This window comes from Cryobacterium sp. TMS1-20-1 (assembly GCF_004402355.1).
Classification (GTDB): Bacteria; Actinomycetota; Actinomycetes; order Actinomycetales; family Microbacteriaceae; genus Cryobacterium; species Cryobacterium levicorallinum.
Genome location: NZ_SOGF01000033.1, coordinates 48,982 through 68,317, shown reverse-complemented (window position 1 = coordinate 68,317; position 19,336 = coordinate 48,982). Strand labels below are relative to the sequence as shown.

Here is a 19,336-nt window from a genome sequence, read left to right as displayed (position 1 = left end):
TGCTCAGTTTAGGGCGCACTATTCGGGGGCGACACCGTTGTAGAAGTGCTCGAACACCATGCTCGTGCGGGTTGACGCCACGGCCGGATTGGCGGAGAGATGCTCGAGCACGAAATCGCGGACATCGTCGGTGTCGCGGGCCGCCAGATGAATAATGAAGTCCTCGGAGCCCCCGAGAAAGAACAGCTGGACGACCCGGGGCATCACCCGGATCGAGTCGCGAAATGCTGGAATGTGCGTGCGGGCCCCGGCGCGAATGCTGACGCTGATCAGCGCCTGCAGGCCGAGGCCGATCGCCTTGGGATCGACCATGGCCGTGAAATCGGTGACGATTCCGCGGCTGACCAGTGAGCGCACCCGGGAAACACAGGTGGACTCGGCGATTCCGGCCGCCGCAGCCAGACGGCTGTTGGTGGTGCGGGAATCCGCCTGCAGCGCCGCGACCAGAATGCGATCGACCTCGTCAAGGGGTTCGAGCGATCGAATCCTCTTCGCTTCGGCCATGTCACTTCTCCTCGTCACCGCATAATTCGTGAAATATTCTTTAAGTCTGGCAGATTCCACGGATTTTACCTAGCGGAAACGAATCAATAGCAGTCTTACTCCTATCAAAGCCGATGCGTTCGGTACTGGCGACTGCGAAACGGAGCCCCTATGTTGGTCGGCATTCCCACCGAGATTAAGAACAATGAGAACCGCGTCGCGATCACGCCGGCCGGTGTGAATGAGCTCACCCGTCGCGGTCACGAGGTCATCATCGAACAGGGTGCCGGGCTCGGCTCTGGCATCACCGATGACACTTTTCGCCTCGCCGGGGCATCCATCGTTGCCACCGCGGCCGACGTCTGGGCGGCGGCTGAATTGCTGCTCAAGGTCAAGGAGCCCATCGAGAGCGAATACCCGCTGATGCGCCAGGGGCAGGTGCTGTTCACCTATCTGCACCTGGCGGCATCCGCTGCCTGCACCGAAGCACTGATCGAGTCGGGCACCACCGCGATCGCGTACGAGACCGTGCAGCTGAGCGACCGCACGCTGCCGCTGCTCTCGCCGATGAGCGAGGTGGCCGGCCGGCTCTCGGTGCAGGTTGGCGCCTACCACCTGCTGAGCGCCAACGGCGGCAGCGGGATTCTGCTCGGCGGCGTTCCTGGAACCCCCAAGGCCAAGGTCGTCGTGATCGGCGGCGGCGTTGCCGGCGAGCATGCCGCGGCCAACGCCCTCGGTATGGGCGCCGACGTGACCATCATCGACCTGTCTCTGGCCCGCCTGCGCCAGCTCGAGGCGCGGTTCAACGGCGAAATTCAGACGCGTGCGTCGACCCAGTACGAGATCGCCGAGCAGGTTCGGGAAGCCGACCTCGTGATTGGCTCCGTGCTGATTCCGGGAGCGCAGGCACCCAAACTCGTCACCGACGCCATGGTCGCGTCGATGAAGCCGGGTTCCGTATTGGTGGATATCGCGATCGATCAGGGCGGCTGCTTCGAGGGCTCGCACGCCACGACGCACGACAACCCCACCTTCGCCGTGCACGACAGCGTCTACTACTGCGTCGCCAACATGCCCGGCGCCGTTCCGGCCACCTCGACCCGTGCGCTGACCAACGCGACCCTGCCCTACGTGATCGCGCTGGCCCAGAAGGGCTGGAAGAAGGCCATTGCCGAAGACGCCGCCCTCGCCCAGGGCCTCAATGTGCACAACGGGCGCATCACCAACGCGCACGTCGCTGCGGCGTTTCAGGCCGAGCTGCTGAGCGTCGCCGACGCGATCGCCTGAGCGGTCGCGGGCTGGTCAGTACACTAAGAGGTGTGACACACGGTAAGGACTCCCAGCCGCGAATCAAGGGACCTGGCGGAATGACGGCCTGGCTCAACGGTCGTCTGTTTCCCATTCTGGGACCGCCGCCGGTCGGATTGAACGGGTCGGATCTGTTGCCTGCCGCTCCCGCGCCGGTTCGGGGCTGCCCGGTCTGCGCCCAGCCGATGGATCAGCACGAGATCGATCGAACCGGCGAGCGTACCCAGCTGCACTGCCCCGTCGTCGTACCCTGAACTGCAGCACTAGGCTGGTCGGCAATCAGGGGAGATCAATGACGGTGGATCAGGCTGGGCTCGACCTCTCCATCGCAGCGCTGGCACGGGGGAGCGAGGGGTGGGCGGCGACCACCTTAGCGGCGCGAGCCGATCTGCTGGCGAGTGTCGCAGCATCCGTCGGCGCCGAAGCCGAGCGCTGGGTGCTCGCTGCCGCGCACGCCAAGGGGCTCGACCAGGCGTCGCCGCTGATCGGGGAGGAATGGCTGACCGGGCCGTACGGCGTGCTAACGTCACTGGCCGCGCTGCAGCACACACTTCGGGTGCTCGACGCGGGACACAGCCCGCTCGCCGGCCGGCGGTTGGGGAGGGCGCCGGGCGGCCGGGTCACGGTTTCCGTGCTTCCACACAACTCCTGGGACGGGCTCCTGCTGCACGGATTCACCGCCCAGGCCTGGCTGCGACCGGGCGTCACAGCGGCGCAGGCCCGATCCCGGGCCGGACTGGGGCAGCACGTTTCCGGCAGGGCACCCAGTGAGTACTCTGGGCCCGGGCCCGACCGTGGAATAGGCCTCGTGCTCGGCGCCGGAAACATCAGTTCGATCGCGCCGCTCGACGTGCTCTACGAACTCGTGGCACACAATCGGGTCTCCATCCTCAAGCTCAACCCCACCTTCGACGGCTTGCTGCCGGTCTATCGCGCGGCGCTCGCCCCACTCATCGAGGCCGGCCTGCTTTGCATCGTCACCGGCGGCGCCGATGTGGGCGACTATCTCGCGCACCACGCCGGCATCGGCCACGTACACATTACCGGCAGCGCGGCCACCCACGACGCCATCGTGTTCGCCGGCTCGAAAACGGATGCCCCGCGCCTCACCAAACCGATCACCAGCGAACTCGGCGGTGTCTCACCGATCATCGTGCTGCCGGGCCGGTGGAGCACCCGCGACCTGCGCTATCAGGCCGAACACGTCGCCACCATGCGGCTGCACAACGGCGGCTACAACTGCATCGCCGGACAGGTGCTCGTACTCAGCGCCACCTGGCCGCAGAAGCGCGCGTTTCTGGACGCGGTCGCGGCGGCCCTCGCGTCCGCACCGGCTCGGCCAGCCTGGTACCCCGGCAGCGATGAGCGGATGCGCGCGGCCCGCGCCGCCTACCCGGCCGCGCGTTCGATTCCCGGCGGGCGCCTGCTCGTGGCAGCCGGGGCGAGTCGTGAAGCGCCGCAAACGGGCGGTGTGGACTCGCCCGAGGCGGGGGCATCCGCTGTGCCGGAAGATATGCTCAGAACGGAATACTTCGCGCCGGTGCTCGGCGTCATCGAACTTCCCGGCACCGGCCTGGCGTTTCTCGACGCAGCCGTCGAGACGGTAAACCGCGATTTTCTCGGCACGCTCGGCGCGAATATTCTCGGAGTGCCGAGCACGATCCGCCGGCTCGGTGCCGGGTTCGAGCAGGCAGTGGCGCGCCTGCGCTATGGAACCATCGCGATCAACGCCTGGACCGGCGTCGGGTTTCTCTCAGCGGCGGCGCCGTGGGGCGCGTTCCCGGGGCACACCCTCAGCGACGTGCAGAGCGGCATCGGCGTGGTGCACAACGCCCTGCTGCTCGACGACGTCGAGCGCACCGTCGTGCGGGGGCCCTTTCGGCCGTTTCCACGCTCGATCGTGCACGGGGAGTGGGCGCTGCTGCCGAAGCCTCCGTGGTTCGTCTCGGCCCGAAGTGGCGCCCTGACCGCTCGCCTGCTGACCGAATTCGCCGCGCGTCCCTCAGTGCGCAGGCTGCCGGGCATCCTTGCCGCCGCCTTTCGCGCCTGACCCTGTTCCTTCGGCCACGTCGTGGCTGCAGCCCGGGTGCTTGGCGCGCATAACTCCTGCAATTTGGAATCGGTGAATAAAAGTTGGGCGTATTTTCGGGCTTTGGAGGAACTGCTGACACAGATTGCAGGGGATACGCGCGGACGGTTCCGGAGAGATGCCGGGCACCTCGCCGGGACGGGTCAGGAGAGCGGGTGCAATAGTGTGGCAGCACACCCAACAATGCGAGGTTCACGATGACTGGCTGGCGACTGCGCGATTTTCACTCCGACGATCTGGACGGCATTCTGCGCCTGTGGGACGAGATCAAGGCCGCCGACACTGAGCCGGTTTACGGCCTGTCGGAGGTGCTCACCTCGTGCCAGAAGGACCATGCCATCGTGGCCCTGCACGGAGATGAGGTGATCGGTGCCGCCGTCGGCCGCGCCGCTCACGCTCAGGGCTGGATCGTCTTTCTGGCGACCGCGGAAAAGTGGCAGAGTCAGGGCATCGGTACGGCAATGCTCGCCGCGCTCGAGGCCCGCATGGCCCCGCACGGCATGACCAAGCTGTCGGCGCTCATGCCCGAATCCGAGACCAAGGTCGACGCTTTTATCAACCGCGGCTTCGAGGTCAAGAAGAACCTGCGCTACTTCGAACGGCACATTCCCGTGCAGCGCGAGGAACTCAAGCTGCTCGGCGAACTCGGCGGCCGGGTGCTGCCGCGCGACCTCTGGCAGAAGGTCGGCGGCATGGCGCGCGAAAAGGAATTGCTCGAACGCCGCCTGGTTATGCCCCTGGCCAAGCCGGAACTGGCCGAGCAGTACGGTGTTTCTCCGCCCAAGGCGGTCGTGCTGTTCGGCCCTCCCGGCACGGGAAAGACCACCTTCGCCAAGGCGATCGCTTCTCGCCTGGAATGGTCGTTCATCGAGGTGTTCCCGTCGCGCCTGGCTGCCGACCCGCAAGGTCTGGCCGGGGCGCTGCGTGAAACCTTCCTCAAGATTTCCGAATTGGAACACGCGGTGGTGTTCATTGACGAGGTCGAAGAGATCGCGTCCCAGCGATCGGGCGAACCGCCGTCGGCGATGCAGGGCGTGACCAACGAACTGCTCAAGATCATCCCGGCGTTCCGTGACCAGCCCGGGCGTCTGCTGGTCTGTGCGACCAACTTCATTCGCGCGCTCGACTCCGCCTTTCTCCGCCACGGCCGCTTCGACTACGTCGTGCCGATCGGGCTGCCGGATGTTGCCGCTCGCCAGGCCATCTGGGAGCGATACATTCCGCAAGGCGTGACGGACGAGGTCGACCTCGCGGTGCTGGTCGAAAAGAGCGAGGGATTCTCGCCCGCTGACGTTGAGTATGCCGCGCATCGGGCGTCCCAGCATGCCCTGGAAAAGGCGTTGTACTCGGCCGACGATGGTCCGGTCATCAATGGTCCGAGCACCGCGGACTACGTCAGGGCCATCTCGGAAACTCGCATGACCGTCTCCGCCGAGGTCGCCGCCGAGTTCCTCGAAGACATCGAGCGTCTTGCCCGGCTCTAGCCGAGCGGACACCCGGAACCATTGAACGCGGGCCCGGTTTTTAGACTGGGCCCGCGTTCGGGGAGGGGCCGGGGGCGGAGGACGAGCCCTGGACGGCTGCGAAACGAGGCGTTCAGCGTGCCCGGCGGTGGTAAACCAGAGCGGCGACGAGCGCTTGCCAGATGGCGAAAAACTCGACGACGAGTGACAGCAGACCGAGCGGTTCCAGCCAGTTTCCGATGTCGCCCATGGCCATCGGCATGCCGACGGTGCGATTGATGACGAAGCCGACGATGACGGCCGCAGACAGCGCAGCAGCGCCGAGGAAGTCGATTCTCGATCCGACGACGAGAACGCGTTCGATCAATACGGCCACAGCGATGATGATGCCGATGTACGCGAAGGCCAGATAGGGAGTCTCGGCGAATTTGCCGGGGAGGTCGAGGATGTGAATCGCCCCGATGACGGCGAGCGACAATGCAACGGTGATGCGGCGTGTGAGCAGGTGCTGGTCGATGAGGCGCGCGGCCGTGCTGCCCGGATGTGCAGCAGGGGGCTGCATCGGTTCGTCAGGCGATCGCGTGGCGGTCGTAGTCATAAATACCTCTCCATGGGGTGTTTCCCCGCATGAATAGTGACAGGCAGGTGACGCGCACGGGCGATTCATCGGCAGTGCACAGCACACTCCGTGTTCGCTGCCAGCCACGTTCCTGAGATTTTCAGAGCAGGGAGCCGATCGGGTCTTCCAATGCCGGGAGACACCGCGGGTATAGCCCTGTCGGGGCATGAAGCAAACCACATCAGTGAATTTGCAGCCCGAAGCTCTCGACCCCGCCCGGTGCGTACTGTCGGTGGCGGTTACCGATGGCAACGATGTGGGTGAGACCGACCTGGGAACCTGAGCCGTGTTTATAAGCCGGGCCCGCGTTCCGGGCCGGGCCCTGCCCAAGATTGGGCGAGCGGTTGTCGATGTCGGAGGGGGTTACTAGCATGGCATCGAACCTGATTGCACCACCCGATCGGCAAGGAATTCCCGTGATCATTGAGGCCCAGGGCTTGACCAAGACGTACCAGTCCAAGAGCGGTCCGGTGCACGCGCTCGCCGGGCTCGACTTGCAGGTTCCGCGCGGTACGGTCAAGGCGCTCCTCGGCCCGAACGGCGCCGGAAAGACCACCGTCGTCAAAATGCTGACAACATTGATTCGACCGGATGCCGGCACCGCCGTTATCGACGGAATCGATGTCGTTCGCCACCCCAAATCGGTGCGGCGCATTATCGGGGTGTCCGGCCAGTACGCCGCCGTCGACGAGAACCTCACCGGGTTCGAAAACCTGGAAATGGTCGGCCGGCTGTATCACCTGGGCGGCCCGGCGGCCCGCAAACGGGCGCAGGAGCTGATCGACCTGTTCGAGCTCACCGCCGCCGGCAATAGGCCGGTCAAGGGGTTTTCCGGCGGCATGCGGCGCCGCATCGACCTCGCGGGGGCACTCGTGATCAACCCCAAGGTGCTCTTTCTCGACGAACCGACGACCGGGCTCGACCCGCGCAGCCGCATCGCCCTGTGGGACGTGATCAAACGCCTCGTCGCCGACGGCACAACAGTGCTGCTGACCACGCAGTATCTCGAAGAGGCCGACCAACTCGCCGATGACATCGTCGTGATCGACGACGGCCGGGTCATCGCCGAGGGCACCTCCGATCAACTCAAGGCTCAGATCGGCGGGCACCGCGTGGTGGTCGCCCTCGTCGATGCCGCCGACGGCGCGGCCGCCCGCGACATTCTCGCCCGGCACGGATCGGGTGTCCCCTCGATCTCCACCGATGGTCGGGGAGTCGAAGTCGCCGTCACCGACGGCCCCACCGCCCTGCAGAACATGCTCGCCGACCTGCGCGCCGCAGAGGTCACTCTGCACGATGCCGGCATGCGCCGCCCCACCCTGGACGACGTTTTCCTCAAGCTCACCGGTCACAAGGCCGACCTCAGCACGGCCGACGATGACGATTCCAGCGGGCCCAAGCTCTCCAAACGGGCGCAGGCCAAACGCGACCAGGCGCGGGCAGCGGATGCCTCAGCTGCAGATTTGGAGAGCGTCAAATGAATGCGCGCCACGCCGATACCCCGGCTGAGTCCGTTCCGGCTCAGCCCGCCCCGTCTGCGTCCCCTCCCACCGCGTTTGCGATCGCGGACTCTGCCACGAGAGAAGTCGCACCGGCCGTGGCCGACGCAAACGGTGAGCGGGCCAGCGCTCGGGTGGCCACCCTGCCCCCGCTCCCCACCTGGAACCCCTTTTCCCTGTGGTACTCCGACGGCTGGACCGTCACCAAGCGCAACATGATCAAGATCAAGCGCTCGCCGGACATGCTCGTGTTCGCCGTGATCCAGCCGATCATGTTCGTGTTGCTGTTCAGCCAGGTCTATGGCGGGGCCATTGCGGTTGCGGGCAGCGACTATACCCAGTTCCTGATGGCCGGTATTTTTGCGCAGACGGTCGTGTTCGGCGCGACGTTCTCGGGCGCTGCCATGGCGCTCGACCTGAAAGAGGGCATTATCGACCGCTTTCGGAGCTTGCCGATGAACGCATCCGCTGTGCTGATTGGACGCACCAACGGCGACCTGGTGCTGAATACCATCTCCATGGTGATCATGATGGCCACCGGGCTCGCGGTCGGCTGGCGGGTCAACACCTCCCCGCCCGAATTTCTGGCGGGAGTCGGGCTGCTGCTGCTGTTCGGCTACGCGTTCAGCTGGGTGATGGCGCTGCTCGGCATGAGCGTGAAGAGCCCTGAGGTCATCAACAATGCGTCGTTTCTGATTCTGTTCCCGCTGACCTTCGTCTCGAACGCGTTCGTGCCGAGTGAAACTCTGCCGACCGCGCTGCGCGTCTTCGCCGAGTGGAACCCGGTGTCCTCGCTCGTGCAGGCCGTGCGGCAGCTGTTCGGCAACCTCGGCACGGCGCCGGTTCCCGATATCTGGACCATGCAAAACCCGGTCCTGACCGTGTTGATCGGCATTACCGTGATGCTGCTCGTGTTCGTGCCCCTGTGCATCCGTAAGTTCGCGTCGATCAGCTCCCGCTGACCCGGCCAAACCCGCACCACTCGAGAGGGAGTTACCCATGACCGAACATGCCGTAGGTATTGTCGCCGGCTTCAGCGGATTCGCGGTCGAAGATCTCGACGCCGCGCGAACCTTCTACGCCGAGACGCTGGGCCTCGAGGTCACGGTGGGCGAGATGGGGATGCTGCGCATTTCACTGCCCGATGGCGCCACCGTGATCGTGTACCCCAAGCCCGATTTCGTGCCGGCCACGTACACGATTCTGAACTTCGCGGTGACCGACCTCGATGCCACCGTCGATGAGCTCACCGAGCGCGGCGTGGAGTTTCTCCGCTACGACGGCTTCGAGCAGAACGACAAGGGGATTGCCGCTGGCGGCGGGCAGGGGCCGGATATCGCCTGGTTCACCGACCCGTCCGGCAATATTTTGTCGGTGTTGAAGAACCCGTAGCAACGAGGTCGCGCCCAACGCAACCGGTCTGGGCATCCGTTCTAGTGCCCGCGACCCTTGCCCTTGTTGGGGTTCTTGGTCGGACGGGTGCGGCCGGGGGCGCTCTCGGTTCTCTTGCGCACGGCCGGTTTGGCTTTCGCTGCGGCGACCCGGATTGCTTTGGCGGCGGCCTTGGCTTTGTCGGTCTTCTTGGGCTTGCGTGGCGGCTTGGCCGGGCGCCCGTCGCTGCGAAGCTCGGGCTGTGCTTCGTCTGCGAGAGCGGCTGCGTCGGCGGCACCGGCATCCGTTCGTGAACTCGCCTTTGAGCGGCCGCGCACGATGCCGATGAATTCCTCGATGTCCTCGGTGGTTTCGCGGGTGATCCAGGCGAGGGCGATCTGCGTGTCGGCGACCCCGGTGACCGGGCGGGACACGACGTCCTTGCGGCCGTACAGCCGGGCGATCGAGTGCGGCACAATGATGATGCCGACGCCGGCGGCAACCTGCTCCATGGTTTCGTCGAGGTCGCGCATCGGCGGCAGGGGCCGGCGGGTGCCGTCGCGCACCTCGTCGGCGAGGTCGCGCCACTCGGGCACGTCGTCGGGGTTCTGCAGCAGATGCTCCCCGGCCAGATCGGCCAGCAGCACGGTCTCGGCCTGCTCGAGTGCGTGATCCTTCGACGCGACTACGACCGGGATCTCGTTGTACAGGTTGATGACGCTCAGATTGGTTTCATCGATCGGCAGGCGCACCAGGCTGACCTCGGCCCGACCGTCGTGCAGCACCGAAATTTGCTCGTCAGTTTCGGTGCGAAACACGGTGAGGGGCACGTCGGGGCGGCGGTCGCCCCAGATCCGGGTCCATTTGGTGGGGGTGACACCGGCGACGAAGGCGATGGAAAAGCTCACCGGCATCCTTTCTCGTAGTAGTTGAGGGGCTATTTGCCCAAATGAGGGCCCTCTCAGGCTATACGCTTGAACAATGAGTTCCGAGAAGAAGCCCCAGACCATGAAGCCCGCCACGGCGGCCCAGAAACTCGGGATTCTGCTCGACGCGGCACCGGCCGAGTTCCAGACCGAATTTGTCAGCCGCACCGAGCTCGCCGAGCTCATGGCGAACCCGCCGGAGTGGCTGGCGCTGCTGCGCACCAACGGTCCGCACCCGCGCCAGGTCGTCGCCGCCAAGCTCGGCGTCTCGATTTCCGGCCTGGCCCGCAGCGAGATCACCGACCCGCTGACCACCGCCGAGATTTCCACCCTGCTGCAGCAGCCGCCGGCCTGGCTCGTGCTGGAGCGTTCCACCCAGGCCGGCGTGCGCGCCGACCAGATCGCGGTGAAAGACCGCGACGCCCACCGCGCGGCTAAGAAGGCGCACGTCGAGCGCCAGGCTTCGCAGGAGCAGGCCAAGCGCGACCGCTCATAGTTCTCATCCGTTTTACGCTGCGCGGGAGGCGCAAATCCCGCGCACTGGCGTGAGTCCAGCGCTCTGGCGTAAAAAGTAGCTCGACGGTCAGAGGCTGGCTAGCCATGCTGGTCGTCCCGTTCGGCTGCGTGTGCCCAGCCCAGGTGCGGCGCGGCGGTGACCGCCTGCTGTCGTGACTGAGAGTGGATGCCGCGCTGCGGCATCCACTCGGCTGAGCGTTTCTAGGCGGCCGGCCTGGACGCGGCGTCGGAGTACTGTGTGCGCAGAAAGTTGACGACGTCGCCGAGTTCGACCTGCGAGATCGAGTGCGGCAGACCCTCGTAGATGCGCTCGGTCAGCGTGCTGTGCCCGGGCAGCCAGGCCTGGGTGCGTTCGATCGCGCTGGTCGGAATCACGGTGTCGGCGGTTCCGCGACCCCAGAACACGGGAACCGGCCGCTCGGCCAGCTCGGCGTCGCTGTGCTGCGGTCCGCTGGCGACGAATCCGGAGAGGTTCACCGCGAAGCTGAAGCGGTCGGGCGCGGCGCGCAGCAGCTCGAGCGCCATTGCTCCCCCCTGCGAGAACCCGAGCAGACCGATCGACGGCGGCTGCTGCGGCAGGGCGTTGAGCCAGTCGAGCACCGCGGTTACGGCCGCCGCGACGGGGGCCGGGTCGGGGCTGCCCGGCTCCGCGATCGGAAACCAGGCCCAGCCGTCGGTGACCGGGGCCGGTGCCTGCAGGGGCGCGCGCAGGGCCGCGATCACCGGCTCAAGCGGCAGGTGCGGTGCGAGGGAGAACAGGTCACCCTCGTGCGAGCCGTAGCCGTGCAGGATGAGCAACAAGGGGCGGTCAGCCTGGTCGGCGCCGGTGGCCGACCAGAGAACGGCGGCGTTATCGATGGTGGTCATAGCTTCCTCCAAATAGCTCGCGACTCGTGGACGCCGCGCACTCCCATACTTCCATTGCCGTGCGGTCCAGACGTGCCGCGTCGATGATCATCTCGAACTATGTCAGCCGGTTGCTCGGCATAACTTTTGCAGAAAATTGACGTGCGCGACCCGATGGCAGCAAATCATTGGAGAGGCGGCCGAGCACCGCGCGAATTGCAGGAGTTATGCGCGTGGTGAGGGAGGGGACCGGCCCACGGCAGTCCGGGCGGAGCGGCACGTGAGTGCGCGCGCGGAGCCCACGTAGGAGAGAATGGCATCATGAGCGTGCGAACCCCTGACCCAGACCCGGACTGGACGCCGAAGCCCCCCGCGGGAGCCCCGAACATGAATCCGGGCTGGCTGAAGGACGTTGAACTGGCGGAGATTCGTCGTCGCCTGCCGATTCTCTACATTGAGGCCGTGCCCGTGCGGGTTGACGGTCTCGGCCAGGTCGTCGAGGTCGGTGTGCTGCTCCGTGCCCGTTCAACCGGCGAGATGACCCGCACCCTCGTCTCCGGCCGGGTGCTCTATGGCGAGACCTTGCGCGATGCGCTTTTTCGTCACCTCGAGAAGGACCTCGGCCCGATGGCCTTCCCGCAGCTTCCGGTCAGCCCGGTGCCGTTCACCGTTGCGGAGTACTTTCCGCTGCCGGGCATTACCGCCTACACGGATGACCGCCAGCACGCCGTCTCGCTGGCCTACGTCGTTCCCGTCACCGGTACCTGCGACCCGCGACAGGATGCCCTCGAACTCACCTGGATGACGCCGACCGAGGCCGTGTCACCGGGAGTGTCGGCGGAGATGGAAGGCGGTCGGGGCGCCCTGCTGCGCGCCGCGATGGCGTCGGTCGGCCTGCTCTACTGAGCCGGGCGGCAGCATCCGCTCACCGCTAGGCGGGCTGGGGCAGCGCCGGATCGAGGCCGAGCGTGGTGAGGAACAGGCGCGCGTAGCGGTCGACGTCGACGTCGAGCGCGACCTCGGCGACCTCCCACTCGCTGGCCAGACCGTGCACGATGTCCTCACCGGGATGCGTGCGCCGGTCGACCAGGGTCTGGCCGCGACCGTAGCCGGACAGCTGCACGCGCAGGGGCAGCATCTCGGTGGTCACGCCGTCCGGGTCGACGAGGGCACACAGCGCCCCAGCGTCGCCGATGAGTCCGGTGTATTCGGAGTTGCGGCCCGCGCCGAGAGCGATCCGGTTGCTCAGCAGTCGGCCGACGACCTGGGCCAGATTCGACTCGCTGTGCAGGAGCTCGAGAGCGATCTGCTCGCCGATCACGACCTGGTTGAACACGTCGAGTCCGTACATGAAGGTGGGCACGCAGGAATCGAGCACGATCGCTGCGGCTTCCGGGTCGTGCCAGACGTTGAATTCGGCGACCGCGGTCGCGTTGCCGACCGTGGCCGAACCGCCCATGAAGACGATGCGCTCAATGTTGTCGGCACACTCGGGATACTGGCGCAGCAGCAGGGCGAGGTTGGTTTGCGGCGCGAGCCCGACCAGGGTGACCGGGCGCGGGCTGGCCAGAATGAGCCGGCGCATGAGCTCGATCGAGCTGATGGACTCGGCCGTGCGGTCGGTCGGCGGCAACTGCAGTGTGCCGAGGCCGCTCTCGCCGTGCACGTGCGCGGCCGATCTGGCCGGTTCCAGTAGGGGGCGGCGGGCGCCGGCCGCGACCGGAATGGACGGCGCGTCGGCGACGTCGAGCACGCGCAGGGTGTTCTCGACGACGCGGTCGAGTGAGGCGTTTCCGGCCACGCAACTGATGCCGAGCACGTTGATGCCGGGGTGCTTGACCGCGAACAGGATGGCCAGGGCGTCGTCAACGCCGGTATCAACGTCGAGGATGACGGGGATTGCCGCCGTGGAATTAGTCATCAGATCACCCTATTGGGTCTGGTGTGCCCCAGACCCCCGCAGGTGGGTTTGTGACCCTTATCGGCTCATTCTGCACTTCTGCGCAGACCCTCAGCGAACCAGACGCACCTCGTGCAGCATTTCGCCGAGAACCTCTTCGGTCTTCTCCCGACCGTCAGCCGTATAGCCGTTGCGCGCGTAGAAAGCGTGGGCGCGCGGGCTATCGGCGGCCACCCAGAGCACCGACGAGCCGGCATCGACGACGGCGTCGAACAGCAGTCGGCCGACGCCGACGCCGTGGTGCGCATTGAGCAGGTACATGACCTTCAATTCGCGAGTGGATGCCGGCAGGTCGTCTTCCTGACCCGGGGCGCTCGCAGCGAAACCGATGATCTCGCCGCTGCCGTCGACGGCGACGACCTGTCGGTACTCGTGACCAAGCTTGGTGATGCCGTGCCACATCGTGGCGAGACGCTCCGGTCGCAGGTGGGACAACGCGGCCTGGCTGAGTAGGTGATCATAGGTTTCATGCCAGCAGGCGGCGTGTACGCGGCCCAGGCTTTCGGCATCCGCTTCTTCTACGGGTCGAACGACAACTGTGGTGTTCATGATTCGACACTATCCGTCTTTGCGGGCGGTCCCGGACACACGAATGGGCCGGCCTCCGAAGAGACCGGCCCAATTGTTTCAAGCGGATGCTGCTGGCCGTTTAGCCCTGCGAGCGGCGGGGAGCCGAGCGGCCTGCTCCACCCGAGCCGGGTCCGCGAACGAGTCCGCCGACCTGGAGGCTGCCGACGCGAGCGCCGCCCGAGCGGCCAGCGGCCGAACCCGAGCGGGGAGCGCTGGAGGCAGCGCCGGCCGGACGGCCGGTGCGCTCGCGACGAGCGCCACCGGCGGGAGCCGAGTCGCGGCTGCGGCCGCCGTCGTTACGGTCGGTGCGGGCACCGCCCTGGCTTGCGCCGGAGCGGCCGGCGCCGGCATCGCGGCCGCCCTCTGAACGGCCGCCCTCTGAACGGCCACCCTGTGAGCGACCGCCTTCGGAACGGCCACCCTGTGAACGACCGCCCTGTGAACGTCCGCCCTGCGAACGGCCACCCTGCGACTGGCGCTGCTGCTGCGGCGCTTCGACGCGGGGAGCCGGCTTGACATAAGCAGCAACATCGCCGACGAGGGCGTCGACGGCGGGGGAAGAAGCATCCACGCGCTGCGGGGTCACCTTGATGGCGGCCTTGCGCAGCAGAGCGTCGGTGTCGCGCTTCTGCTCGGGCAGCACGACGGTGACGACGTCACCGGCGCTGCCGGCGCGGGCGGTACGGCCCGAACGGTGCAGGTACGCCTTGTGCTCGGCCGGCGGGTCGACGTGGATGACGAGTTCGATGTCGTCGACGTGCACGCCGCGAGCGGCGACATCCGTTGCGACGAGAACCTTGACCGTGCCGGCGCTGAACGCGGCGAGGTTGCGGTCACGGGCCACCTGCGAGAGGTTTCCGTGCAGGTCGACGGACGGGATGCCAGCGTCGGTGAGGCTCTTGGCGAGCTTCTTGGCCTGGTGCTTGGTGCGCATGAAGAGGATGCGACGGCCAGAGCCGCTCGCCAGCTTCTGCACGAGGTCCTTCTTGGCATCGACGCCGGCGACCTCGAACACGTGGTGGGTCATGGCCGAAACGTGGCTGTTGGCCTCGTCGACGGAGTGCATCACCGGGTCGTGCAGGAAGCGCTTGACGATCTTGTCCACGCCGTTATCGAGGGTGGCGGAGAACAGCATGCGCTGGCCGTTGCCGGGAGTCTTGTCGAGGATGCGGGTGACGACGGGCAGAAAGCCGAGGTCGGCCATGTGGTCGGCCTCGTCGAGCACAGTGATCTCAACCGAGTCGAGGTTCACGAAGCCCTGCTTCATGAGGTCTTCAAGGCGACCGGGGCAGGCCACGATGATGTCGACGCCGGCCTTGAGCGCGGTGACCTGGCGGCCCTGCGAGACGCCACCGAAGATCGTGGTGGTGTTGAGGCCGTAGGCCTCGGCGAGCGGGGTGATGGCGTTGGTGATCTGCGTGGCGAGCTCGCGGGTCGGCGCGAGGATCAGGCCGAGCGGGCGGCCCGGGCGACGCTTGCCGCCGGCCAGGGTGCCGCCGAGGCGCGAGACCATCGGAATGGAGAAGGCCAGGGTCTTGCCCGAGCCGGTCTTGCCGCGGCCGAGCACGTCGCGGCCATTCAGGGTGTCCGGAAGGGTGTCGACCTGAATCGGGAAGGCGGTGTCGATTCCCTGGGAAGAGAGAACCTTTACCAGGGGAGCCGGCACGCCGAGCGTGCTGAACGTTGTGGACAAATCTGTAGACAAAATGGTGCCTTTCGGGCATCAGTCTCCTCGCCCGTTCGAATTATCGCGCAGCGATAAGCAAACCAGGAGGATTCACATGGCGAAGGTGCCGAAGGGCACATCCGTTCGCCGTAAGAATGTTTCATTCGAAAAATCAGGTCAGCCCTGGTGGGCCGCCAGATAGAGAAGAGGGCGTTCTACGACGCAGCAAGCGCAACTACGCACTCGCAAGTTCTCCTACTCTAGCGGATGCTGTCAAATCGCAGCTCGCGCGCACCGATAGTGATCTTCGGATCCGGGGCGCTGTACCGAATTTTTCGAGATTCGGGGCATCCCACGCGCGGAGCGGACGAATCGACGAAATTCTCCGCAGGTGTGAACGGGCACCCGGGTAGCTACGAGTGGTCGCCGTGGTAGAGCTCGCCGACGGGCACGTCGACGTCGATGATATTGCCGCTCTGCGGCAGCGGGCAGGCCCACATCGGGTCGTACGCGCAGGAAGGATTGTAGGCAAAATTGAAATCGAGAATGAGGGTGTCGTCGTCGACACCGGGGCCGAGGTCGGCACCCTTGATGGTGTCGAGCAGGTAGCGTCCGCCGCCGTAAGTTCCGCCGCTTTTGCCGGCCAGGGCATCTTTCAGCGGCAGGAACAGGCCGCCGCCGTAGCTTGCGAGCCGCCACACGTCGAGCGAACCAAGGTAGGGCAGGCGCACGGTACCGACCAGGTCGAAGGGCACGGTGCCGTCCGTGCCAGTTTCAACGTTCATGCGATAGGACTGCTCGGAGCGGTGCACCTCGACTTCAAACCGCCAGTCCGGGTCGTACGCGGCAATGGGAAGCCCGGTGAAGGCCGAACGGTCGTCGGGCAATAACGGCGACGACGGATGCCCCGCAAACAGTTCATCCCGCCCCGACCGCCACAATTCGTGGCCGCTTTTCGGGCTGCTCACGCTGAGCTGGCGCACCCCCGCGTACAAACCGGTCACACGCCGACGCCAGTCCGCGATCTGCAAGGCCCCCAGGGAAGAACTCATGATGGCTACGCTACCGCCGGTCGGCCCGGTGCATAGGAGACGGCGCGGGGAAACTGCGGAAGCGCTAGTTGCCGTCGTCGGGCTCCCGCTGCGACAGCGGCACAAAGTTGGGGTCGTCGATGCCCACGTCGTGCTGCCAGGTGGGGGCGAGGGCCTTGAGGCGCAGCATCCGCCACTGCCAGAACGCCCAAAACGTCGGCCAGAGGGCGATCGTGGCCGGGCGGCCGCGAAAAATGAGCTGGTCCCGGTAGAGGGTTTTGCCGGTGCCGGCCGGGTCGGGCGCGATCGCCATGCGGTGATCCCAGAGCGTGACCGCACTCAGCGCGCCGGAGACGCCGCGACCGGTATCGCGCAGAATGCGCACGCCGTCGGGCCGGTGCGTGGAGTTGGCAAGGCGAATGATCTGGGTTCCCATCGGCACCAGGCCGAGCATGGAGAACACGGCGGGGTGTTCGCCCGGTTCCCACCGGGTGGGAAACCCGTCGGGTTCGAGAGACTCGACCGCCATGAACGGGCTGCTCACCTCGCGAAAGACGGCGGGGCTGTGGATGGCGTGCCAGGCAGCATCCGGTGTGCAGTCCAGAATCTCTTTCAGGAGTACTCGCATCTGACTAGTTTGGCGTGTGCGTGGCATGCGGTACAACTAGGAATGTGGCAATTCGGTTCTGGCTCGGCGTTGTGCACCGCGAGCACGTGCTGCGCGGTGTCGATTTGGGCATCGCCCGCGCCAATCGTGGCGCCGGGGATCTGATCGCGCAGATGGGCGAGGCCGACGGCATCGTCTACTACTCCCCGAAAACTGCGATCGAGGGCGATCCGCTTAAGGAATTCACGGCCATCGGCCGAATAGCGGATGCCTATGCCTACCAGGTGGGCGACCCCGCGAACGAGTTTCGGCCCTGGCGACGCCGGGCCGACTACGATCTGGATGCCTGGCCGACCAGCATCCGCCCGCTGTTGCCCGTGCTACAGCTCACCCGCGGAAACCCGGACTGGGGCTTCCAGCTGCGCCGCGGCGTGCTCGAGATTTCGCGGCACGACTTCGAGATGATTCGGCAGCAGATGCGGCGGCCCTCTGCCGACGACCGGTAGCGCCCAGTAACCCTCATTAGACTCACGGCTATGAATGGCGATCTCTGGTGGGTACCCTCGGTCATCGTTATCGGCCTCGTGTTGGCCGGAGTCTGGGCGCTGGTGGCAGCCTCGCGGCGGCGCACCCGGGCTCGGACCGGGCAGGTGAACGCTGAGGCGGCTCTTCTCGCCCGCAGCGCGGCGATCAGCCTGGTTCGCGCCGACGATCTGGTGCAAGACGCGACCGACGAGCTCGGCTTCGCCATCGCCCAGTTCGGCGAGTCTTCGACGCGGGAATTCGCCACGGCGCTCAGCACGTCGAAACGCCAGCTCAGTGATGCTTTCGCGCTGCAGCAAAAGCTCGACGACGCCGTGCCGGACACCGCTGCCGAACGCACCCGCTGGAACCAGCAGATCATCCAGCTCGCCGACGAGGCCACCGGCCGACTGACCGGTCAGGCGCGTAATTTCACCGCCAGGCGCGGCGTGGAACGCAACGCCCCGCAGCAACTCGACGAACTGCGCCGACGCCTCGATCGCGTGTCCGACCGGGTCGCCGGCGGAGCGAACACGCTCGCCCGGCTCGGTTTGAGTTATTCGCCGCCGGCGCTCGCTGCAATCAGCGGCAACGTTTTGCGGGCGCAAACCGCACTCGACCTGGCCGCGGCCGCCGCCCATGCTGCCGCTGCGCGCCTCGAGGCCGCGTCGTCCGAACCGGTGGGGGAGCAGCTGCAGTCCGCCGAGCACTCCCTGTTTCAGGCGACACAACTGCTCGACGCGATTGAAACCGGCGAGGACTTGCTGCACCGCGGTTTCGCGAACTTGCAGCAGGCACTGGATGCTGCCGGCTCGGAACTCGCGCAGGCGCGAGCCCTGCGCGACGGTCACGAAGAATCCGATACGAGCGCGTCCCTGAACCTCGTCATCACCGCGGCGGCAGCCGTGCAGGCGCAATTGCGGGAGCCCGGGAGGCTCAGCGACCCATCCTCGGATGTCGTGAAGTTGGAGGCGGCGATGAACGGGCTGGACAGCATCCGTTCGGAGGCACGCAATCGGCAGTTGCGGCTCGAGAACGCCCGCACCGCCCTGGCCGGCGCGCTGCTCACCGCCCGCAGCCAGATTACGATCACCCGCGACTTCGTGTCCGCCCATCGCGGTCGGGTGCAGGCCGCCGCGCGCACCCGTTTGGCCGAGGCTGAACGGCAGCTCGCGCTCGCCGTGGCCGAGGCCGACCCGGTGACCGCGCTGGATACCGCTCGTCGAGCGATGATGCACGCCACGGATGCCGACGCCCTCGCCCGCTACGACGTGCACTGAACGCGTGCGCGCCGACCTGGTGCGCCCTGAACGTCTGGGCGCTGACCCTGGGCGCTGAACTCAGTCGACCGGCGGGAGCCGAGGGCCGGCCGAGGCCGCGGCCCGACGCCGGATCGCCGGCGTGATTTCGCGGCGTAACCAGCTGATGGCGTGGGCCTGATCGAATCGGCGGGCGCAGAGCCCACAGGCCAGCGGCCGGGTGGGCTGCCGATACCGAAAATGGGTGTGTCCGGCGGGGCAGGTGCCCACCCAGGGGGCGAGTTCGTCGGCGATCTCGCCGTCGTGGGTGCGCTTGCCGTCGTAGCCAAGGTCGAAGGCCACCTTCTTCCAGCGCGGACCATGCCCGGCACGCGGCCCGGCCAGGGCGTGCGCGAATTCGTGCAGCAGGATCTGGTGCACGTCGTCGTCGGCATAGCGGGAGGCGAGGTAGCGCGACACCGTGATGTGCTTCGCGCTGAAATTGCACAGGCCGGCACGTTTTTTCGCGTTGTCGAAGCCGAAGGTCCAGCTGGGGTCGAGGTGCAGCACGATGAGCGCGTCGGCCCAGCGTCGTACCTGGGCGAGATCGGCCATCAGGGCG

The 19,336-nt window shown here is 66.6% G+C and carries 21 protein-coding genes; 11 read left to right on the top strand and 10 right to left on the bottom strand.

Going from position 1 to position 19,336, the window contains the following annotated elements:
• Window positions 1–18 precede the first annotated feature (18 nt).
• Window positions 19–504, bottom strand: a complete 486-nt coding sequence (locus E3O45_RS07615) for an Lrp/AsnC family transcriptional regulator (protein WP_092452027.1) — start codon at window positions 502–504, stop codon at window positions 19–21.
• Window positions 505–654: 150 nt separating this feature from the next.
• On the opposite strand from E3O45_RS07615, the gene ald reads away from it, so the two are divergent.
• From ald to E3O45_RS07595, 4 genes are all read left to right on the top strand, one after another.
• Window positions 655–1,770: an alanine dehydrogenase gene (gene ald / locus E3O45_RS07610; protein ID WP_134442850.1), complete on the top strand. Its 1,116-nt coding sequence runs from the start codon at window positions 655–657 to the stop codon at window positions 1,768–1,770.
• A 32-nt stretch (window positions 1,771–1,802) separates the two neighbouring features.
• Window positions 1,803–2,045, top strand: coding sequence for a hypothetical protein (locus E3O45_RS07605; protein ID WP_134442849.1), 243 nt, complete (start codon window positions 1,803–1,805; stop codon window positions 2,043–2,045).
• A 38-nt stretch (window positions 2,046–2,083) separates the two neighbouring features.
• Window positions 2,084–3,841: an aldehyde dehydrogenase family protein gene (locus E3O45_RS07600; protein ID WP_134442848.1), complete on the top strand. Its 1,758-nt coding sequence runs from the start codon at window positions 2,084–2,086 to the stop codon at window positions 3,839–3,841.
• Between the two features lie 236 nt (window positions 3,842–4,077).
• Entirely contained in the window at window positions 4,078–5,364 is a 1,287-nt protein-coding gene (locus E3O45_RS07595) for an ATP-binding protein (RefSeq protein WP_134442847.1), read from the top strand.
• A 112-nt stretch (window positions 5,365–5,476) separates the two neighbouring features.
• Here E3O45_RS07595 and E3O45_RS07590 read toward each other — a convergent pair whose 3' ends face one another.
• Window positions 5,477–5,941 carry a hypothetical protein gene (locus E3O45_RS07590; protein ID WP_134442846.1) on the bottom strand — a complete coding sequence of 155 codons (465 nt, stop codon included), beginning with the start codon at window positions 5,939–5,941 and terminating at the stop codon, window positions 5,477–5,479.
• Window positions 5,942–6,333: 392 nt separating this feature from the next.
• Here E3O45_RS07590 and E3O45_RS07585 point away from each other — a divergent pair, with 392 nt between their 5' ends.
• From E3O45_RS07585 to E3O45_RS07575, 3 genes are read left to right on the top strand one after another with little or no spacing between them, the layout of a single operon-like run.
• Entirely contained in the window at window positions 6,334–7,443 is a 1,110-nt protein-coding gene (locus E3O45_RS07585) for an ATP-binding cassette domain-containing protein (protein ID WP_134442845.1), read from the top strand.
• The gene (locus tag E3O45_RS07580) at window positions 7,440–8,423 is read left to right on the top strand and encodes an ABC transporter permease (RefSeq protein WP_255452968.1); all 984 of its coding nucleotides are present in this window, start codon (window positions 7,440–7,442) and stop codon (window positions 8,421–8,423) included. The genes E3O45_RS07585 and E3O45_RS07580 overlap by 4 nt, the downstream gene beginning before the upstream one ends.
• A 37-nt stretch (window positions 8,424–8,460) precedes the next feature.
• Window positions 8,461–8,853: a VOC family protein gene (locus E3O45_RS07575; protein ID WP_134442844.1), complete on the top strand. Its 393-nt coding sequence runs from the start codon at window positions 8,461–8,463 to the stop codon at window positions 8,851–8,853.
• Window positions 8,854–8,894: 41 nt separating this feature from the next.
• On the opposite strand, the gene E3O45_RS07570 is transcribed toward E3O45_RS07575, so the two are convergent.
• Entirely contained in the window at window positions 8,895–9,746 is an 852-nt protein-coding gene (locus E3O45_RS07570) for a LysR family substrate-binding domain-containing protein (protein ID WP_370449995.1), read from the bottom strand.
• Window positions 9,747–9,813: 67 nt separating this feature from the next.
• Between E3O45_RS07570 and E3O45_RS07565 the strand changes: the two genes are divergently transcribed.
• Entirely contained in the window at window positions 9,814–10,254 is a 441-nt protein-coding gene (locus tag E3O45_RS07565) for a DUF5997 family protein (protein WP_134442842.1), read from the top strand.
• Between the two features lie 221 nt (window positions 10,255–10,475).
• Here the strand turns inward: E3O45_RS07565 and E3O45_RS07560 are convergent, their stop codons facing one another.
• Window positions 10,476–11,141: an alpha/beta hydrolase gene (locus E3O45_RS07560; RefSeq protein WP_134442841.1), complete on the bottom strand. Its 666-nt coding sequence runs from the start codon at window positions 11,139–11,141 to the stop codon at window positions 10,476–10,478.
• A 300-nt stretch (window positions 11,142–11,441) separates the two neighbouring features.
• Here E3O45_RS07560 and E3O45_RS07555 point away from each other — a divergent pair, with 300 nt between their 5' ends.
• Window positions 11,442–12,026 (top strand): NUDIX hydrolase family protein, encoded by a 585-nt coding sequence (locus tag E3O45_RS07555; RefSeq protein WP_134442840.1) that lies wholly within the window; start codon window positions 11,442–11,444, stop codon window positions 12,024–12,026.
• 25 nt (window positions 12,027–12,051) lie between these two features.
• Here E3O45_RS07555 and E3O45_RS07550 read toward each other — a convergent pair whose 3' ends face one another.
• The 5 genes from E3O45_RS07550 to E3O45_RS07530 form a co-directional block, all read right to left on the bottom strand.
• A complete protein-coding gene (locus E3O45_RS07550) occupies window positions 12,052–13,041 on the bottom strand; it encodes a nucleoside hydrolase (RefSeq protein WP_134442839.1) in 990 nt (329 codons plus the stop codon).
• A 90-nt stretch (window positions 13,042–13,131) separates the two neighbouring features.
• On the bottom strand, window positions 13,132–13,629 hold the full coding sequence (locus E3O45_RS07545) for a GNAT family N-acetyltransferase (protein WP_134442838.1): 498 nt from the start codon (window positions 13,627–13,629) through the stop codon (window positions 13,132–13,134).
• Between the two features lie 100 nt (window positions 13,630–13,729).
• The gene (locus E3O45_RS07540; protein WP_241985273.1) at window positions 13,730–15,355 is read right to left on the bottom strand and encodes a DEAD/DEAH box helicase; all 1,626 of its coding nucleotides are present in this window, start codon (window positions 15,353–15,355) and stop codon (window positions 13,730–13,732) included.
• Window positions 15,356–15,729: 374 nt separating this feature from the next.
• Window positions 15,730–16,368, bottom strand: a complete 639-nt coding sequence (locus E3O45_RS07535; protein WP_134442837.1) for a DUF1684 domain-containing protein — start codon at window positions 16,366–16,368, stop codon at window positions 15,730–15,732.
• 64 nt (window positions 16,369–16,432) lie between these two features.
• Window positions 16,433–16,975 carry a hypothetical protein gene (locus E3O45_RS07530; protein WP_174843068.1) on the bottom strand — a complete coding sequence of 181 codons (543 nt, stop codon included), beginning with the start codon at window positions 16,973–16,975 and terminating at the stop codon, window positions 16,433–16,435.
• A gap of 44 nt (window positions 16,976–17,019) precedes the next feature.
• On the opposite strand from E3O45_RS07530, the gene E3O45_RS07525 reads away from it, so the two are divergent.
• Window positions 17,020–17,460 carry an EVE domain-containing protein gene (locus tag E3O45_RS07525; protein WP_233194879.1) on the top strand — a complete coding sequence of 147 codons (441 nt, stop codon included), beginning with the start codon at window positions 17,020–17,022 and terminating at the stop codon, window positions 17,458–17,460.
• A 30-nt stretch (window positions 17,461–17,490) separates the two neighbouring features.
• Window positions 17,491–18,756, top strand: coding sequence for a hypothetical protein (locus E3O45_RS07520; protein WP_134442836.1), 1,266 nt, complete (start codon window positions 17,491–17,493; stop codon window positions 18,754–18,756).
• A 60-nt stretch (window positions 18,757–18,816) separates the two neighbouring features.
• Here the strand turns inward: E3O45_RS07520 and E3O45_RS07515 are convergent, their stop codons facing one another.
• Window positions 18,817–19,329, bottom strand: a complete 513-nt coding sequence (locus tag E3O45_RS07515; RefSeq protein WP_134442835.1) for a SprT-like domain-containing protein — start codon at window positions 19,327–19,329, stop codon at window positions 18,817–18,819.
• Window positions 19,330–19,336: the final 7 nt, after the last annotated feature.

Coding starts and splice junctions, on each gene's coding strand:
- E3O45_RS07530 (WP_174843068.1), bottom strand. CDS start 16,975: ATGCGAGTACTCCTGAAAGAGATTCTGGACTGCACACCGGATGCTGCC.
- E3O45_RS07600 (WP_134442848.1), top strand. CDS start 2,084: ATGACGGTGGATCAGGCTGGGCTCGACCTCTCCATCGCAGCGCTGGCA.
- E3O45_RS07615 (WP_092452027.1), bottom strand. CDS start 504: ATGGCCGAAGCGAAGAGGATTCGATCGCTCGAACCCCTTGACGAGGTC.
- E3O45_RS07580 (WP_255452968.1), top strand. CDS start 7,440: ATGAATGCGCGCCACGCCGATACCCCGGCTGAGTCCGTTCCGGCTCAG.
- E3O45_RS07570 (WP_370449995.1), bottom strand. CDS start 9,746: ATGCCGGTGAGCTTTTCCATCGCCTTCGTCGCCGGTGTCACCCCCACC.
- E3O45_RS07575 (WP_134442844.1), top strand. CDS start 8,461: ATGACCGAACATGCCGTAGGTATTGTCGCCGGCTTCAGCGGATTCGCG.
- E3O45_RS07515 (WP_134442835.1), bottom strand. CDS start 19,329: ATGGCCGATCTCGCCCAGGTACGACGCTGGGCCGACGCGCTCATCGTG.
- E3O45_RS07545 (WP_134442838.1), bottom strand. CDS start 13,629: ATGAACACCACAGTTGTCGTTCGACCCGTAGAAGAAGCGGATGCCGAA.
- E3O45_RS07555 (WP_134442840.1), top strand. CDS start 11,442: ATGAGCGTGCGAACCCCTGACCCAGACCCGGACTGGACGCCGAAGCCC.
- E3O45_RS07595 (WP_134442847.1), top strand. CDS start 4,078: ATGACTGGCTGGCGACTGCGCGATTTTCACTCCGACGATCTGGACGGC.
- E3O45_RS07585 (WP_134442845.1), top strand. CDS start 6,334: ATGGCATCGAACCTGATTGCACCACCCGATCGGCAAGGAATTCCCGTG.
- E3O45_RS07590 (WP_134442846.1), bottom strand. CDS start 5,941: ATGACTACGACCGCCACGCGATCGCCTGACGAACCGATGCAGCCCCCT.
- ald (WP_134442850.1), top strand. CDS start 655: ATGTTGGTCGGCATTCCCACCGAGATTAAGAACAATGAGAACCGCGTC.
- E3O45_RS07560 (WP_134442841.1), bottom strand. CDS start 11,141: ATGACCACCATCGATAACGCCGCCGTTCTCTGGTCGGCCACCGGCGCC.
- E3O45_RS07535 (WP_134442837.1), bottom strand. CDS start 16,368: ATGAGTTCTTCCCTGGGGGCCTTGCAGATCGCGGACTGGCGTCGGCGT.
- E3O45_RS07565 (WP_134442842.1), top strand. CDS start 9,814: ATGAGTTCCGAGAAGAAGCCCCAGACCATGAAGCCCGCCACGGCGGCC.
- E3O45_RS07550 (WP_134442839.1), bottom strand. CDS start 13,041: ATGACTAATTCCACGGCGGCAATCCCCGTCATCCTCGACGTTGATACC.
- E3O45_RS07520 (WP_134442836.1), top strand. CDS start 17,491: ATGAATGGCGATCTCTGGTGGGTACCCTCGGTCATCGTTATCGGCCTC.